Here is a 14,973-nt window from a genome sequence, read left to right on the forward strand (position 1 = left end):
CTAGCGCTCGTAAGCGCCGGCTTTGTGCCAGCCCCAGGCATCCGCGATCATAGTTTCAAGATCCGATCGCTTCGGTTCCCACCCAAGCAGGGTAGCCGCCCGCACCGAACCCGACACCAGCTTGGTGCAATCGCCGGCACGACGAGGACCAATTGAGTGAGGCACCGATTGACCGGTTGTCGCCTCCGCCTTGTCCATGACTTCCCGTACGGAGAACCCGGTGCCGGTCCCCAGGTTGAAGACCTGGCTCCCTTTGCCGTCTTTCAGCCATTTCAGGCCCAGCACATGGGCGTCGACCAGATCGCAGACGTGAACATAGTCACGCACGCAGGTGCCATCCGGGGTGTCATAGTCGGTTCCAAAAATGGTCAGCGCGTCACGTTTGCCCTCAATCGCATCCAGCACAAGCGGCACCAGATGAGTCTCAGGGCGGTGGAACTCGCCCACCTCGGCCTCGGGGTCGGCACCCGCCACGTTGAAGTAACGGAAGATCACCGACCGCAGCCCATGCGAGGCGCCAAAATCGCGCAGGATGTCTTCTACCGCCCGTTTGGACGCGCCATAGGCATTAAGGGGAAGCTGCGGCGTGCTTTCGTCCAGCACCACATTGTCATGCTCCCCATAGGTGGCGCAGGTTGATGAGAAAACGAAATCAAGGCAGCCGGCTGCCACCGCGGCTTCAATCAGCGTGAGAGACCCGCCGACATTGTTGGCCCAGTAGCGCCCGGGTTCGCTCATGGCTTCACCAACCTGGCTCAACGCGGCGAAGTGCATCACGGCGGCCGGTTGATATTTGGCAAAAACCTCGTCCAGTCGCAGACGATCAGCCAGATCCCCCTTTTCAAAGGGTCCGAACTTCACGGCGTCCTGCCAGCCAGTCACCAGATTATCGTAGGTTACGGGGGTAAAACCGGCAGCCTTTAGTGCCTTGCAGGCATGAGAGCCAATATAACCCGCTCCACCAGTCACCAGAATATATGTCAAAGCAGCGTCTTCCTGATCAAAAGGCCGGACAGTGCTGTCCGGCCACCCAATTTCCAGATGTTCACAATCTCCGCCACTCTCGGCGAAGTGATCGGCTTACTGCGCCGCCTTGTCGACCTGCGCAATCTCATTGATGTAGCACATCAGATCATCGCGCAGCTCTTCACGTGCCAGCGCAAAGGCGACGGTTGCCTGCAGGAAACCAGCCTTGGATCCGCAATCAAAGCGCTGACCACGGAAACGATAGCCGTAGACCGGTACATCGTCGGCGATATCTTCGGCAATGGCATCGGTCAGCTGGATCTCACCACCGGCGCCCTGTTTCTTTTTATTGAGATTGCGCAAGACCGACGGCGCCAGGATATAGCGACCAATTACCGCCAGATTAGACGGGGCATCTTCGGCTTTGGGCTTTTCAACCATGCCATTTACCGACACCACCGAGCCCATGTCGTCGCGCACATCCAGCACACCGTAGGACGATGTCTGTTCTGGCGGAACCTCCATGGCCGCGACCATATTGCCGCCGGTTTCCTCGTATGCTTCCACCATCTGCTTCAGGCAGGGGGTTTCCGCCGCGATGACATCATCAGGCAGGATCACCGCAAAGGGTTCATTGGCGATCAGGCGACGCGCGCACCAGACCGCGTGACCAAGGCCCAGCGCCTGATGCTGGCGAATATAGGCAATCGCGCCCGAGTCCATATTGGTCGCTTTCAGGATTTCCAGCAGATCATCCTTACCCTTCTTGCGCAGCTCCTGCTCGAGCATGGGCGAATGGTCGAAATAATCCTCTAGCGCTCCTTTGCCGCGCGAGGTGACAAAGATGAACTCCTTGATGCCGGCCTCTCGGGCCTCATCAATGGCATATTGGACCAGCGGGCGGTCAACCAGCGTCATGATTTCTTTGGGAACCGATTTGGTTGCCGGCAGGAATCTGGTTCCAAGCCCGGCCACCGGAAAAATTGCCTTCGTTACTTTTCTACGCATCTCGCACTCTCGTTTCTATTTCTCAAACCGTTCTGATGCGGTTCGTCAGTGGGGCCGTTTAGGTGGCAAAACCTGCCTCGAAAGGCCGGTCAGAGTATTCCGTAGGCAATTCAGAAAATATACCCCCAGTCACATTTCGCTCACGGCATCCCGTATCATGTTTCATATTATCGACAATTCAGGCCTATTTGTGACCCATTTTTTTCATCATCGCCTCAATCCGGGGAACATCCTCGGGATTGTTCAGCTCCCAGAACTCGCGTCCACGTGCTTCAACCTCCACGCAGAGAATCTTGCGCCCGTTCTCAAGAAAGCGCAGCTGCTCCAGCCCTTCGAGGGTTTCCAATGGCCCGACAGGCCAGCCAGGATAGGCGCTCAGCGCATCCGGGCGATAGGCATAGACACCGACGTGGTGAAACACCGGCGTCTCCTGATCTGAACCATAGGTTTCGGACGTAAAGGGCACCACCTCCTTGGAGAAGTAGAGCGCATTATGGTCGCTACCGAACACCGCCGTGGTGCCGCCAACACGACCGGCCTTACGGTCTGCCAGCAGACTGTTCAGCGTCGCGCCGTCGCAGCGCAGCACCGGCGTTGCCAACCCTTTGTCAGGCGCGCCGCGCAGGCCGACAATCAGATCCTCGATAAACCAATGCGGCGTCAGCGGCGCGTCCCCTTGCAGGTTCACCACGATATCATAACCGCCGCCAAGTTTATCCAGCGCTTCGGCGCAACGCTCCGTCCCGTTGGCGCAGCTTTCGGAGGTCATAACAACCTCGGCACCAAACCCGGTGGCAGCATCGCGAATTCGGTCGTCGTCGGTTGCGACAACCACACGATCTACGCCATTGACGGCCATGGCCGCACGCCAGGAGCGTTCGATCAGCGTTTGGCTCTCGCCGCTGGCCCCGGTCAAAGCAACAAGCGGCTTACCTGGATAGCGGGTCGAAGCATAGCGGGCGGGAATGACGATAAGGACGGACATCAGGCTTTCTTAAGCTCCACACCCGGCGCATAGGCTATAAAGAAAGGATTCGCATAGCCTTCCTTGCCGTAGGTCAGTGGCGAATGATCATCAAAACGTACCACTTGACCACCGGCACCGCAGAGGACCGCATGACCAGCGGCGGTATCCCATTCCATGGTCCGCCCCACCCGCGGATATAGATCGGCTTCGCCTGTTGCGACCAGACAGAACTTCAGCGAAGACCCCGCGCTCTTGCTGTCCTTCACGGCGTATTTGTTGATGTAATCATCGGTGGCCTGATCACGGTGCGATTTCGACGCAACCACCATCAGCGCATCATTATCACTGTCTGCAACACGAATGGGTTTGATCTCTCCCATGGCTGAGGGATCAAAAGCGCCGGTTTCCTCAACCGCTGATCCGTCCGCCAAGGTGAAGAACATCCGAGACCGCGCCGGCGCATAGACAACGCCGCGCGTCGGCACACCGTTTTCGACCAATGCGATATTGACGGTAAAATCACCGCGGCGGTGGATGAACTCCTTGGTTCCGTCCAGCGGATCCACAATCAGAAAGGTGTGCCCGCTCTTGCTGTGCGATTCCGCCTGTTCCTCGGTCACCAGCATCACGTCGGGAAAGGCTGCGCGCAACCCGGCAGAAATCAACGCATCGGCGGCCTCGTCAGCGGCGGTTACCGGGCTTTCATCCGATTTCACCTTCACCTCGAATTCATCCGAATTATAGATCTCCATGATCTTCTCTCCGGCTTCGATCGCCAATCGGCGGATTACCGGAATAAGCTCATCATATGTCACAAACACTCTCCCTGACCGGGTTTGGTTGATTACAGCAGTTGTCCCCCTTATGGTCGGGGTGAAACGGAACAGCAAGATTTCCGTGGTAACGATAAGCAGAGTTTCACCTAAAGCAGGTCCGGCTAAGCGACATCATGTTCGAGCAACGCCACAAACGGTCACGTCTCAGCAGCCTCATCGCCATGGGTGAGGTTGTCTTTCATTCCGTGGCCCGCAGCGTTCGCTCCAAACATAATAATGCTTTCATGGCTCTGGCGACCAATCTCACGCAGGCGGTGATGTTTGTCATCGTGTTCTACGTGATGTTTTCCCTGCTCGGCCTGCGCGGTTCGGCCATTCGCGGCGATTTCCTGCTCTATGTGATGTCGGGTGTGTTTTTGTTCCTGACCCACACCAAGGCCGTTTCCGCTGTCGCCGGAGCAGAGGGGCCAAGCAGCCCTATGATGCAGCACGCCCCGATGAACACGATCGTCGCCATTCTGTCGGCGGCACTGGGATCACTGTATATTCAGGTGCTGTCGATGCTGATCATCCTGTTCGTCTATCACGTGGCGTTCACCCCGATTGAAATAGAGGAACCGATTGCGGCCTTTGGCATGGTGCTGCTCTCCTGGATAACCGGTGCTGCGGTAGGTTTGATCCTGCTGGTCATGAAACCTTGGTCGCCCGGGACTGTTGGCATCATCTCCACGATCTACCAAAGGGCCAATATGATCGCCTCGGGCAAGATGTTCCTGGCGAACACTCTGCCCAGCTTCATGCTGTCGATGTTCGACTGGAACCCGCTGTTTCATTGCATAGATCAGGCGCGTGGGTTTGTGTTCATCAACTACAACCCCCATTTCAGCAACTGGCAATACGCAGGTTGGGTGGCGCTCGTCCTGATCATGATCGGACTAATGGGGGAGTTTTACACCCGTCGCCGTGCCTCGATCAGTTGGGGTGCCAAACGCTGATCGACGGATTGACGCAATGGCTCAGGTCACCACGCGAAGTGTCAGGTTTATGCGACCACCCTTTGGCAGCAAACGCGAGGATTTGAAGCGGATGCGGTCAACCCCATGATAGGTCAGCCGCGCCTCGCCCCCCATCACGACGACATCGCCTGAGTTCAGCCAGACGGTCTCCGTCTTACCGCCACGGAATTGATTGCCGATCCGCAGAAGGCCGTCATCGCCCAGAGAGACGGACACCACCGGGTAAGAGAAATCCGCCTCATCCTTGTCCTGATGCAGACCCATGCGGGCGCCCTCGCCATAGTAGTTGATCAAACAACAGTCCGGTTGTCGCTCCAGCCCTGTGCTGGCCCGCCAGATATCCAGGATTTCTGCCGGGATTTTCGGCCAGCCCTGGCCGGAGGGATGCCGATCCTGATAACGATACCCGCCCCTGTCACTCACCCAGCCGCATACCCCGGCCGAGGTCATTCGCACCGACATCTTGCCGCCACCGGGCACCTCGGGCGAGAACAGAGGAGCGGCGCGCAGAACGGGACGCAGACAGTCAATCAGCTGTCGCTGCCGTTCCGTATCCAACAGGGGTTTTGTCAGCTCAAATCCCCGCAACCGCAACTTCATCATCACCGTTAGCCTGTTCTTAACCGCTCCCCTGTCAAAAACCGCAGTAATTCGCGAAACAGGACACGATCTGGCGGTTGCAGGGGGCATTTGCGCTCCCTATATACGCCGGGAAGCGGGGAGGTGCAGACCAAACCGCAACTGAATCGGGGCCGGAATGCCAAAATGGGTTCAGACCTCGGGTAATCGCCTTAGAAAGTGAAAAGGGATCGAAAATGAGCAAAGTTATCGGAATCGACCTCGGGACCACCAACTCCTGTGTGGCCATCATGGACGGATCGCAGCCTCGCGTTATCGAAAACGCTGAGGGCGCCCGTACCACGCCGTCGATCGTAGCCTTCACCGACGATGAGCGTCTGGTGGGCCAGCCTGCCAAACGTCAGGCCGTCACCAACCCGGACAACACCGTATTCGGCGTAAAGCGCCTGATTGGTCGCCGGTTCGATGACAGCGATCTGGCCAAAGACAAGAAAAACCTGCCTTTCGCTGTAATCAACGGCGGCAATGGTGACGCATGGGTCGAAGCCAAGGGTGAGAAATACTCCCCGTCGCAGATCTCTGCTTTCATCCTGGGCAAGATGAAAGAAACCGCCGAGTCCTACCTCGGTGAAGAAGTGACCCAGGCCGTCATCACCGTGCCTGCGTATTTCAACGACGCCCAGCGTCAGGCCACCAAAGACGCCGGCAAGATTGCCGGTCTCGAAGTGCTGCGCATCATCAACGAACCAACAGCAGCGGCCCTGGCCTATGGTCTGGACAAGGAAGAAACCCAAACCATCGCGGTCTATGACCTTGGTGGCGGTACCTTCGACGTGACCATTCTTGAAATCGACGACGGCCTGTTTGAGGTGAAATCCACCAATGGCGACACGTTCCTTGGTGGTGAAGACTTTGACATGCGCATCGTCAACTACCTGGCAGACCAATTCAAGAAAGAGCACGGCGTCGACCTGACCAAGGACAAAATGGCTCTGCAGCGTCTGAAAGAAGCCGCTGAAAAAGCCAAGATTGAGCTGTCCTCCTCCAGCCAGACCGAAATCAACCAGCCGTTCATCTCGATGGATCCGTCCTCGGGCCAGCCGCTGCACCTAGTCATGAAACTGACCCGTGCCAAGCTGGAGAGCCTGGTTGGCGATCTGATCAAGGCGTCGATGAAGCCCTGCGCCGCTGCGCTGAAAGATGCCGGTCTCTCGGCATCTGACGTCGACGAAGTTGTTCTGGTCGGCGGTATGACCCGCATGCCCAAGGTGATCGAGGAAGTCAGCAAATTCTTCGGCAAAGACCCCCACAAGGGTGTGAACCCGGATGAGGTTGTTGCGATGGGCGCCGCCATTCAGGCCGGTGTTCTGCAAGGCGACGTGAAAGACGTTGTTCTGCTCGACGTGACACCGCTGTCCCTGGGTATCGAAACCCTCGGTGGCGTCTTCACCCGACTGATCGACCGCAACACCACCATCCCGACCAAGAAGAGCCAAGTGTTCTCTACCGCCGAAGACAACCAGAACGCCGTGACCATTCGTGTGTTCCAGGGTGAGCGCGAGATGGCGGCCGACAACAAGATGCTCGGCCAGTTCAACCTTGAGGACATCCCGCCCGCACCGCGCGGCATGCCGCAGATCGAAGTGACCTTCGACATCGACGCAAACGGCATCGTGTCCGTTGGCGCCAAGGATAAGGCGACTGGTAAAGAGCAGAATATCACCATCCAGGCCTCCGGTGGTCTGTCCGATGAGGATATCGAAAAAATGGTCAAGGATGCCGAGGACAATGCCGAGGCAGACAAGGAACGTCGCGAGCTGATCGAAGCGAAGAACCAGGCCGAAAGCCTGATTCACTCCACCGAGAAATCGATGGAAGAGCATGCGGACAAGGTGGACCCGACCACCATCGAAGCAATCGAACTGGCCATTGCCGCGCTGAAGGATGACCTCGAAAACGAGAAATCCACCGCCGACAAGATCAAGTCTGGCGTTCAGAACGTCACCGAAGCCGCCATGAAGCTAGGCGAAGCGATCTACAAGTCGAGCCAGGAAGAGGCCGCGGATGAACCCGCCGCCGCGGATGAGGCTTCAGGCCCCGGTGATGATGACATTGTCGATGCCGAATTCGAAGATCTGGACGACAACAAGCGTTAAGGTCTGATTTTGGCCAAAGCGGGCCGGTCCGAACCCCGGGCCGGCCCGCTTTCGTTGCGGCAAGAAGGGTATTCCGATGTCCAAACGAGATTACTATGACGTTCTCGGGGTGTCCAAAGGGGCCACCGCCGATGAAATCAAGAAAGGCTTTCGCAAGAAGGCCAAAGAGCTGCACCCCGACCGGAACAAGGACAATCCCGAAGCCGAGGGGAAGTTCAAGGAGGCCAATGAGGCCTACGATGTCCTGAAGGACCCTGAGAAGAAGGCCGCTTATGATCGTTACGGTCACGCCGCCTTTGAAAACGGCATGGGCGGCGGCCAACGCGGCGGTCAAGGCGGCCAGGGCTTTGGCGGCGGCGACTTTTCGTCTGCCTTCTCAGATGTCTTCGACGATCTGTTCGGCGACTTCATGGGTGGACGCGGCGGCCAGGGTGGCGGACGGCAACGAGCCGCGCGCGGCTCGGATCTGCGCTACAACCTGCGCATCTCGCTTGAGGATGCTTTTGCGGGGATGCACAAAACGATCAACGTACCGACCGCTGTCGCCTGTGGATCCTGCGAAGGCACTGGCGCTGAGGGCGGAGTGGAACCAACGACATGCCCGACCTGTTCCGGTATGGGCAAGGTTCGCGCGCAGCAGGGTTTCTTCACGGTGGAGCGCACCTGCCCCACCTGCTCCGGCCTTGGCCAGATCATCAAGAACCCCTGCAAATCCTGCCAGGGCCATGGTCGTGTAGAGAAAGATCGCTCCCTGTCGGTGAACATCCCGGCAGGCGTGGAAACCGGCACCCGCATTCGCCTTGCCGGCGAGGGTGAGGCCGGTATGCGCGGTGGTCCTCCCGGTGATCTCTATATTTTTGTTGAAGTCTCCGCACATGACCTGTTTGAGCGGGATGGAAACAACCTATACTGCCGGGTACCGGTATCCATGGCAAAGGCCGCATTGGGCGGCGCCATAGAAGTTCCGACCATTGATGGTGGCCGTGGCCGTGTGCAGATCCCGGAAGGCAGCCAGTCCGGCCGCCAGATGCGCCTGCGTGGCAAGGGCATGCCTGCCCTGCGCGGCGGTGCAACCGGTGACATGTTCATAGAACTGGCGGTGGAAACCCCGGTGAACCTCACCGCCCGGCAGAAGGAACTGCTGCGTGAATTCGAGGATCTTTCCGAGGACAACACCAACCCGGAAAGCCGGAGTTTCTTCTCCTCCGTGAAAAGTTTCTGGGACGGGATGAAGGGCTGACCCCCTCCCCATTCTAAACCAATATTAAGCGCCCCAATGGGGCGCTTTTTTCGTTGGTTTTGCGGCTGGCCGCATGGTGATCCATTTGCATTAACCCTTCCTCAACCACGATGGCCACAGCATAGCCTATGGCCAAGGATCCCGCGTTTCAGGATGTCTCTCTCCCGCTGTTCCCCAACAGCGCAGAGATGGGGCCTGCCTCCCCGCCAGAGCGGCGCCTGCCCTCCTATATCAGGGATCACCGCGCGCGGTTGCGCGAGCGTTTTATGGACGGGGGCGCGGCTGCGATGCCGGACTATGAGTTGCTGGAACTTCTGCTCTTTCGATCCATTCCGCGCCGCGATGTCAAACCTCTGGCCCGGCTCCTGCTTGAGACCTTCGGAGATTTCAACCGGGTTATCACCGCGCCCCCTGAACGTCTCTCGAAGGTGAATGGCATCGGCGAGGCTGTCGTCGCGGATCTTAAGATCCTGGAGGCTGCCGCCCATCGAATGGCCCGCGCCAAAATCATGCAGCGACCGGTCTTGTCCTCTTGGGACGCGCTTCTGGACTATTGCCATACCGTCATGGCCCATCGTGAGACCGAACAGTTCCGTGTCCTCTACCTGGATCGCAAGAACACTCTGGTCGCGGATGAGGAGCAGGCCAGGGGCACCGTCGATCATGTGCCGGTCTACCCGCGAGAGATCGCCAAGCGGGCCCTTGAAATAAGCGCCAGCGCCCTGATCCTGGTACATAATCACCCGTCGGGCGACCCGACCCCATCGCAGAGCGACATCGAGATGACCGACCGGGTTGCGCGGGCACTCGCCACTCTGGATATCATTCTGCATGATCATCTGATCATCGGAAAATCTCGCGAACTGAGCTTTCGCTCCGAAGGATATCTCTAGCGGTCTAAAGCTCTTTTATCGAACCCAGACTTCGACCCGTCGATTGACCTGTCGGCCCCATCGCTGGTCTTCACAGGCCATCGGCAGCGCCTCACCAAAGGCCTCCACCGCTATTTCGGTCCGCTCGAGATTCGCGGTTTCAGCTGCCGCGATGACCGCATCTCGCACCGCCTCCGCTCGTTTCAACGCAATGGATTTATTACCGCTCGCCGGGCCATCGCCATCTGAGAAGCCGACAAAAACCAGCTCCCGCGCATCATAGGCCCCAGCCTCCAGGGACCGGGCGAGCTGATTGATATTGCTTCGCGATTGCGCATCGGGGCGGGTCGATCCCGGTTCAAAGCGAAACGACGTGGTCAACCGCTGCAGACCGTCCAGGCGACTGACCAATCTCTGCAACTCCGCAAGGGAGACCTCCGGCCCGGCTGCGCTGATGGCATTGGCCAGACGGTCGCCCTGAACATTCATCGAAATTCTCTCTGGTGCCTGATCAACGAACCCGGCTCTGCGGATCACAATCTGCGCCGCGGGGCCGCGAACATAACTCAGAAAATCCCGCGCAAGCTTGGGCAACCGTCGTGACGGGAGATATAGAAACATCGGCGCAGTCAGCGGATAGTCTTCTGTCTTGATTGACCGGCGATTGGCCCGCAGCGAGAAGCCACACGCGCCGCGCAGGGTCAGGACGCGTGCGGTCGATGTTTCGGCAAAGTTCGCCAGCCCAAGGGCAAAGGGATCTGTCGCAACGACTCGCACCAAGGTGCTGCCACGGTCGTGGCGCCGCAGACGACTGCCAAGCGCCGCAATATTTGGCGGCTCAAGCCGGTCAGAAATCGCCTGAGCCAAGCCAGAGCCCGCGACGGGCAAATGAAGAGAGATCGGCGCGTCAGCCCCACCCAGCTCAGACCAGTTTTTCAGATCCCCGGATAGAACGCGCGCGAGATTCGACACCGAAATCGAGCGCACAGGGTTCCCCGGTGCCACCACCGGAACCATGGCGTCCAGCGCCAGAACGCGACTGCGTTGTGACCCTGTCATATCCCCCATTCCAGCCTCACGCGCGCGCTCACGCTCCGCGCTGCGGATTTCGCGCAGGGCCATCACGATATCGGCTTCATTGGCCAGAAGATCGGCAAACCCTTCGTCGGTATTGCTGACAAAAAAGCTGAACCTGGCGGCGACTCGACCTGTGTCGCGCAGTAACACATAGTCAAAGTTATTGTCGGGCATCGGATCTCGCCGGGTCTGGAAACCGTTTCTGAGTGCGAACCCTTCGATCAGCGCCGGTAACAGAACCTCTGCCATGGTGGAAGAACCCGACAGGGTAATCTCCGCAACATAATCAGACAGGCTCGGGCAGCCGGGCCCCTCACAGCTGACGCCAGACCCATCAACCGTCAGTTCACCGAACTTCGTATCAACGCGATAGAATTCACCATCAAAACCCAGAATATTCCCGGTGATCTCAACGGCGCCGTCAGGTGAGGAAAGGGTCACATCCTGCGCATTGAGCGGCAAGATTCCAGCGACAAGAAAGAGTGCGGCGCCTACCGCCGCACGAAGCAAAGCCATGAGAAATCCTGAATAAACCGCTAGTTAATTTGCGGCGATTTTCAGTGTTTCTAGCAAATTATTCAACACAAGAAAATCACCCGTAGCGGCACAATCAGGCATCGCCAGTGTCAGATCACGGGTGCGCAGGTTTCCATCGCGCAGTTCAAGCGTCTGCGCCGAAACGTCACGACCGCAATTGATCGCGGTCACCTCGGCCTCGACTGTCAGGTCGATCACACCACTACGGTCGCCGCCAAGCCGTGGAACGCTGTAGATCTCTGCCAAACGCGGCGCCAGCTGCGAGGCATCGCCAAGCTGCACGACCGACCCCCGGCCAGCTGTAAGATCAGCACCGCGCCAGACATGACCAGCGCTGCCGTACCCCGCGCCAAACTCGCGCGCGTGCAGTTCAAAACCGCTATTGCCAGCCCATTGCAGGACCACCCGGCTGACCAGATTTAGATCAGGCACCGAAGTTGTCGCCACTGCACCACGGCCTGTTTTCGGCTCGACGATAAAAACTGCGGTAGAAGAAAGTGCCGGCACCTGAACGGTCAGCGCGCCGGTATCGTCCAGGCGGCTGGAGAACATCATTCCATTGTGATGAATGGTCAACCGCTCTCCGGGACGGCAAAGGGACAAGATCGTCAAACGCACCTCTGCCATCGGGCTGGCGACGGCTTCTGCTGTCATATCGCAGGTGGTCTCTGGGTCATGACGCCCGGCCTGACGGGCTTCGCCCTCGCCGCCGGAAGCAGGTGTGGCCGCAGTGAGGCTGATCGCCTCAATCTGAAGGGCACCATCGGTCGAGAGGTCTGGCAGGTTGTCTACGGCCGCAACCGCAAGCCCCTTCGCAGGAACCGCGGCTTCTGCAGTCGCCTGCGGACCGCCATCGGCATGTTGCATAACAAGACCGATCGCGAGTGCGCTACAGAGGGTGGCCGCGCTCATCAAGGCTGTACGTTTGCTGATCATTACCGACTCCTTACCCAAAAAGGTTAAGGAACCGTGACGCAGAAAGGCGACCAATTGATGGCCGCCCCTTGCTGAGAATCTGGCGAAAGCATGCAATTTTCACTGTTTTCGCCAGACTATGTCACCTGTCCGGCGCCTCAGCTGAGGCTGCCATGGCAGTGTTTGAACTTCTTGCCAGACCCACAAGGGCATTTGTCATTGCGAGATGGATTGCCCCATGTCGAGGGATCGTCTTCAACAAACCCATCGGCTGGTGCCTCCGGCAACGCAGCGCCAGCAGCGGCCCTTTGCAGTTCCGCCTGCTGGGCGGCCAGCTGCATCATCATCTGGCGCTGCTCTTCTTCGCTGATGGGGCGCACATGTGCGAGCTGCTGAGTGACGGTTTCACGCAGCGTATCGAGCATGGTTTCAAACAGCTGGAAACTCTCATTCTTATATTCATTGAGCGGATCACGCTGCGCGTAGCCACGGAAGCCCACCACAGAACGCAGATGTTCCAGCGTCAGAAGATGTTCGCGCCATTTTGCGTCGATGGTCTGAAGCAGAACCTGCTTTTCGATATTGCGCATGGTTTCAGCACCAAACGCTTCGGTCTTTTCTGCCATCTTGGCATCGCTGGCGGCGACCAGACGTTCGCGGATCTGCTCGTCATCGACGCCTTCTTCGGCAGCCCAGTCGACCACGGGGACATCAAGCCCGAGTTTCTCGCGGACCTGCGCCTGCAGGCCCTCGCTGTCCCATTGGTCGGCATAGGTCTTGGCCGGCATATGCACATCGAGAAGATCGTCGATCACCTCATGACGCATATCACCGACAATTTCGGACAGATCTTCAGCAGCCATGATTTCGCGGCGCTGGTTAAAGATTACCTTGCGCTGATCATTCATCACGTCGTCGAATTTCAGAACGTTCTTACGCATGTCAAAGTTGCGGCCTTCGACCTTTGCCTGGGCGCGTTCCAGCGACTTGTTCACCCAAGGGTGAATGATCGCCTCGCCCTCTTTCATGCCAAGGGTCGACAACAGCTTGTCCAGCCGCTCTGACCCGAAGATGCGCATCAGATCATCTTCAAGGCTGAGGTAGAACACGGTGCGACCCGGATCGCCCTGGCGACCGGAGCGACCGCGCAGCTGGTTGTCGATCCGGCGGCTCTCGTGGCGTTCGGAAGCCATCACGAACAGGCCACCTGCGTCCAGAACACTCTGCTTTTCCGCGGCATGTTTGGCCTCTTCCTCGGTGCGCAGGGCAACCGGGTCGGCATCGGGCTGGGCGTCCAGCGCATCCAGCACCTTCAGCTCCACATTACCGCCCAACTGAATGTCAGTACCGCGGCCGGCCATGTTGGTAGCGATGGTCACAGCGCCCAGACGACCGGCCTCCGCCACGATCTTGGCTTCCTGTTCGTGGTGACGAGCGTTCAGCACGTTGTGCTTGATGCCCTCTTTCTCCAGCATCTGGCTGAGCAGCTCGGATTTTTCGATCGAGGTCGTGCCCAAAAGAACAGGCTGGCCCTTTTCATGGGCCTTCTTGGTCTCTTCAATCATCGCACGGTATTTCTCGACAGCCGTGCGGTAGACCTGATCGTCCTCATCCTTACGAGCGATTGGTCGGTTGGTTGGAACCTCGACCACACCCAGACCGTAGATCTCGGCAAATTCCTCGGCCTCGGTCATCGCTGTGCCGGTCATCCCGGACAGCTTGCTGTAGAGGCGGAAGTAGTTCTGAAAGGTCACGGAGGCCAGCGTTGTGTTCTCGGGCTGAATCTTAACCTCTTCCTTGGCTTCGATGGCCTGATGCAGACCCTCGGAAAGGCGGCGACCGGCCATCATCCGACCGGTGAATTCATCGATCAGCACCACCTCGCCATCGCGCACGATGTAGTCCTTGTCGCGCTGGAACAGCTTATGCGCCCGCAGCGCCTGGTTGACGTGATGTACTACCGTAGTGCTCTCAGGATCATACAGTGACGCTCCCTCTTCCAGCAGGCCATGGGCGATCAACTGCTGCTCGAGGTATTCGTTGCCATCCTCGGTGAAGGTCACGCCGCGGGTTTTTTCGTCCAGCTCATAGTGATCATCACTCAGGAGCGGGATCATCTTGTCGATGGTCGAGTAGAGTTCCGAGCGATCTTCCGCCGGACCTGAGATGATCAGCGGCGTACGCGCCTCGTCGATCAGGATCGAGTCGACCTCATCCACAATCGCGAAATTATGGTGTTTCTGGAAAACCTGATCGAGGCTCGGCTTCATGTTGTCGCGCAGGTAGTCAAAGCCCAGCTCGTTGTTGGTCGCATAAGTGACATCGCTCTGATAGGCAGCCATCTTCTCTGCATCAGGCTGGCCGGACCAGATCACGCCGGTGGTCATGCCGAGTTGCGCAAAGACCTTGCCCATCCACTCGCTGTCGCGCTTGGCGAGGTATTCGTTCACCGTCACCACATGCACGCCCTTGCCGGTCAGCGCATTGAGATAGGCCGGGAAGGTCGCAACGAGGGTTTTACCCTCACCGGTCTTCATCTCGGAAATATTGCCCTGGTGCAGAAAGATGCCACCCATGAGCTGCGTATCAAAGGCCCGCAGCCCCAGCGCACGCCGCGCCGCCTCGCGTACGTTGGCAAAAGCCTCGGGCAGAAGGTCATCCAGGCTCTCTCCGTCACCGGCGCGCTTGCGCAGCTCGGCGGTTTTGTCCTGCAACTCCTGATCGCTGAGTTTCTCGAACTCGGGCTCCAGCGCGTTGATCTTGGCAATCAGCGGCCGTGTCGCCTTGATTTTGCGGTCATTCGGCGTGCCGAAAACCTTTTTGGCGAGTGTTCCGATACCCAGCATGTGTTCTCCAACCGTCCT

At 58.3% G+C, this 14,973-nt stretch carries 12 protein-coding genes; 4 read left to right on the top strand and 8 right to left on the bottom strand.

Annotated elements, in window-relative coordinates; all coding sequences use genetic code 11:
• The 4 genes from galE to cysQ all read right to left on the bottom strand — a co-directional run bounded on the left by galE (position 1) and on the right by cysQ (position 3,756).
• Complete coding sequence (gene galE / locus VWZ87_RS13330) at positions 1–984, bottom strand: UDP-glucose 4-epimerase GalE (protein ID WP_340547180.1); 984 nt, start codon at positions 982–984, stop codon at positions 1–3.
• Positions 985–1,080: 96 nt separating this feature from the next.
• The gene (galU, locus tag VWZ87_RS13335; protein ID WP_416534311.1) at positions 1,081–1,974 is read right to left on the bottom strand and encodes a UTP--glucose-1-phosphate uridylyltransferase GalU; all 894 of its coding nucleotides are present in this window, start codon (positions 1,972–1,974) and stop codon (positions 1,081–1,083) included.
• A gap of 184 nt (positions 1,975–2,158) precedes the next feature.
• On the bottom strand, positions 2,159–2,959 hold the full coding sequence (locus tag VWZ87_RS13340; RefSeq protein ID WP_416534312.1) for a 3-deoxy-manno-octulosonate cytidylyltransferase: 801 nt from the start codon (positions 2,957–2,959) through the stop codon (positions 2,159–2,161).
• Positions 2,959–3,756, bottom strand: a complete 798-nt coding sequence (gene cysQ / locus VWZ87_RS13345; RefSeq protein WP_340547177.1) for a 3'(2'),5'-bisphosphate nucleotidase CysQ — start codon at positions 3,754–3,756, stop codon at positions 2,959–2,961. Before cysQ ends, VWZ87_RS13340 begins: the two co-directional genes overlap by 1 nt.
• 134 nt (positions 3,757–3,890) lie before the next feature.
• Here cysQ and VWZ87_RS13350 point away from each other — a divergent pair, with 134 nt between their 5' ends.
• A complete protein-coding gene (locus VWZ87_RS13350) occupies positions 3,891–4,712 on the top strand; it encodes an ABC transporter permease (RefSeq protein WP_340547176.1) in 822 nt (273 codons plus the stop codon).
• 21 nt (positions 4,713–4,733) lie between these two features.
• Here the strand turns inward: VWZ87_RS13350 and VWZ87_RS13355 are convergent, their stop codons facing one another.
• The gene (locus tag VWZ87_RS13355; protein WP_416534313.1) at positions 4,734–5,336 is read right to left on the bottom strand and encodes an alpha-ketoglutarate-dependent dioxygenase AlkB family protein; all 603 of its coding nucleotides are present in this window, start codon (positions 5,334–5,336) and stop codon (positions 4,734–4,736) included.
• A 212-nt stretch (positions 5,337–5,548) separates the two neighbouring features.
• Between VWZ87_RS13355 and dnaK the strand changes: the two genes are divergently transcribed.
• The 3 genes from dnaK to radC all read left to right on the top strand — a co-directional run bounded on the left by dnaK (position 5,549) and on the right by radC (position 9,601).
• Positions 5,549–7,468, top strand: a complete 1,920-nt coding sequence (gene dnaK, locus VWZ87_RS13360) for a molecular chaperone DnaK (protein WP_340547174.1) — start codon at positions 5,549–5,551, stop codon at positions 7,466–7,468.
• A 76-nt stretch (positions 7,469–7,544) separates the two neighbouring features.
• Positions 7,545–8,708, top strand: a complete 1,164-nt coding sequence (gene dnaJ, locus VWZ87_RS13365; protein WP_340547173.1) for a molecular chaperone DnaJ — start codon at positions 7,545–7,547, stop codon at positions 8,706–8,708.
• 128 nt (positions 8,709–8,836) lie between these two features.
• The gene (gene radC, locus VWZ87_RS13370) at positions 8,837–9,601 is read left to right on the top strand and encodes a RadC family protein (RefSeq protein ID WP_416534314.1); all 765 of its coding nucleotides are present in this window, start codon (positions 8,837–8,839) and stop codon (positions 9,599–9,601) included.
• 15 nt (positions 9,602–9,616) lie between these two features.
• Here radC and VWZ87_RS13375 read toward each other — a convergent pair whose 3' ends face one another.
• From VWZ87_RS13375 to secA, 3 genes are all read right to left on the bottom strand, one after another.
• Positions 9,617–11,173, bottom strand: a complete 1,557-nt coding sequence (locus VWZ87_RS13375) for a substrate-binding domain-containing protein (RefSeq protein ID WP_416534315.1) — start codon at positions 11,171–11,173, stop codon at positions 9,617–9,619.
• 24 nt (positions 11,174–11,197) lie between these two features.
• Positions 11,198–12,130, bottom strand: a complete 933-nt coding sequence (locus tag VWZ87_RS13380) for a hypothetical protein (protein WP_416534316.1) — start codon at positions 12,128–12,130, stop codon at positions 11,198–11,200.
• A 137-nt stretch (positions 12,131–12,267) separates the two neighbouring features.
• A complete protein-coding gene (gene secA, locus VWZ87_RS13385) occupies positions 12,268–14,955 on the bottom strand; it encodes a preprotein translocase subunit SecA (protein WP_340547169.1) in 2,688 nt (895 codons plus the stop codon).
• Between the last annotated feature and the right edge of the window lie 18 nt (positions 14,956–14,973).

This window comes from Phaeobacter sp. JH20_37 (assembly GCF_048056015.1).
GTDB classification, from domain to species: domain Bacteria; phylum Pseudomonadota; class Alphaproteobacteria; order Rhodobacterales; family Rhodobacteraceae; genus Phaeobacter; species Phaeobacter bryozoorum.

Excerpts from the sequence above, each read along its gene's own strand:
- secA (WP_340547169.1), bottom strand. The coding sequence starts at position 14,955 with ATGCTGGGTATCGGAACACTCGCCAAAAAGGTTTTCGGCACGCCGAAT.
- galU (WP_416534311.1), bottom strand. The coding sequence starts at position 1,974 with ATGCGTAGAAAAGTAACGAAGGCAATTTTTCCGGTGGCCGGGCTTGGA.
- VWZ87_RS13380 (WP_416534316.1), bottom strand. The coding sequence starts at position 12,130 with ATGATCAGCAAACGTACAGCCTTGATGAGCGCGGCCACCCTCTGTAGC.
- VWZ87_RS13350 (WP_340547176.1), top strand. The coding sequence starts at position 3,891 with ATGTTCGAGCAACGCCACAAACGGTCACGTCTCAGCAGCCTCATCGCC.
- dnaJ (WP_340547173.1), top strand. The coding sequence starts at position 7,545 with ATGTCCAAACGAGATTACTATGACGTTCTCGGGGTGTCCAAAGGGGCC.
- VWZ87_RS13355 (WP_416534313.1), bottom strand. The coding sequence starts at position 5,336 with ATGATGAAGTTGCGGTTGCGGGGATTTGAGCTGACAAAACCCCTGTTG.
- dnaK (WP_340547174.1), top strand. The coding sequence starts at position 5,549 with ATGAGCAAAGTTATCGGAATCGACCTCGGGACCACCAACTCCTGTGTG.
- VWZ87_RS13375 (WP_416534315.1), bottom strand. The coding sequence starts at position 11,173 with ATGGCTTTGCTTCGTGCGGCGGTAGGCGCCGCACTCTTTCTTGTCGCT.
- radC (WP_416534314.1), top strand. The coding sequence starts at position 8,837 with ATGGCCAAGGATCCCGCGTTTCAGGATGTCTCTCTCCCGCTGTTCCCC.
- VWZ87_RS13340 (WP_416534312.1), bottom strand. The coding sequence starts at position 2,959 with ATGTCCGTCCTTATCGTCATTCCCGCCCGCTATGCTTCGACCCGCTAT.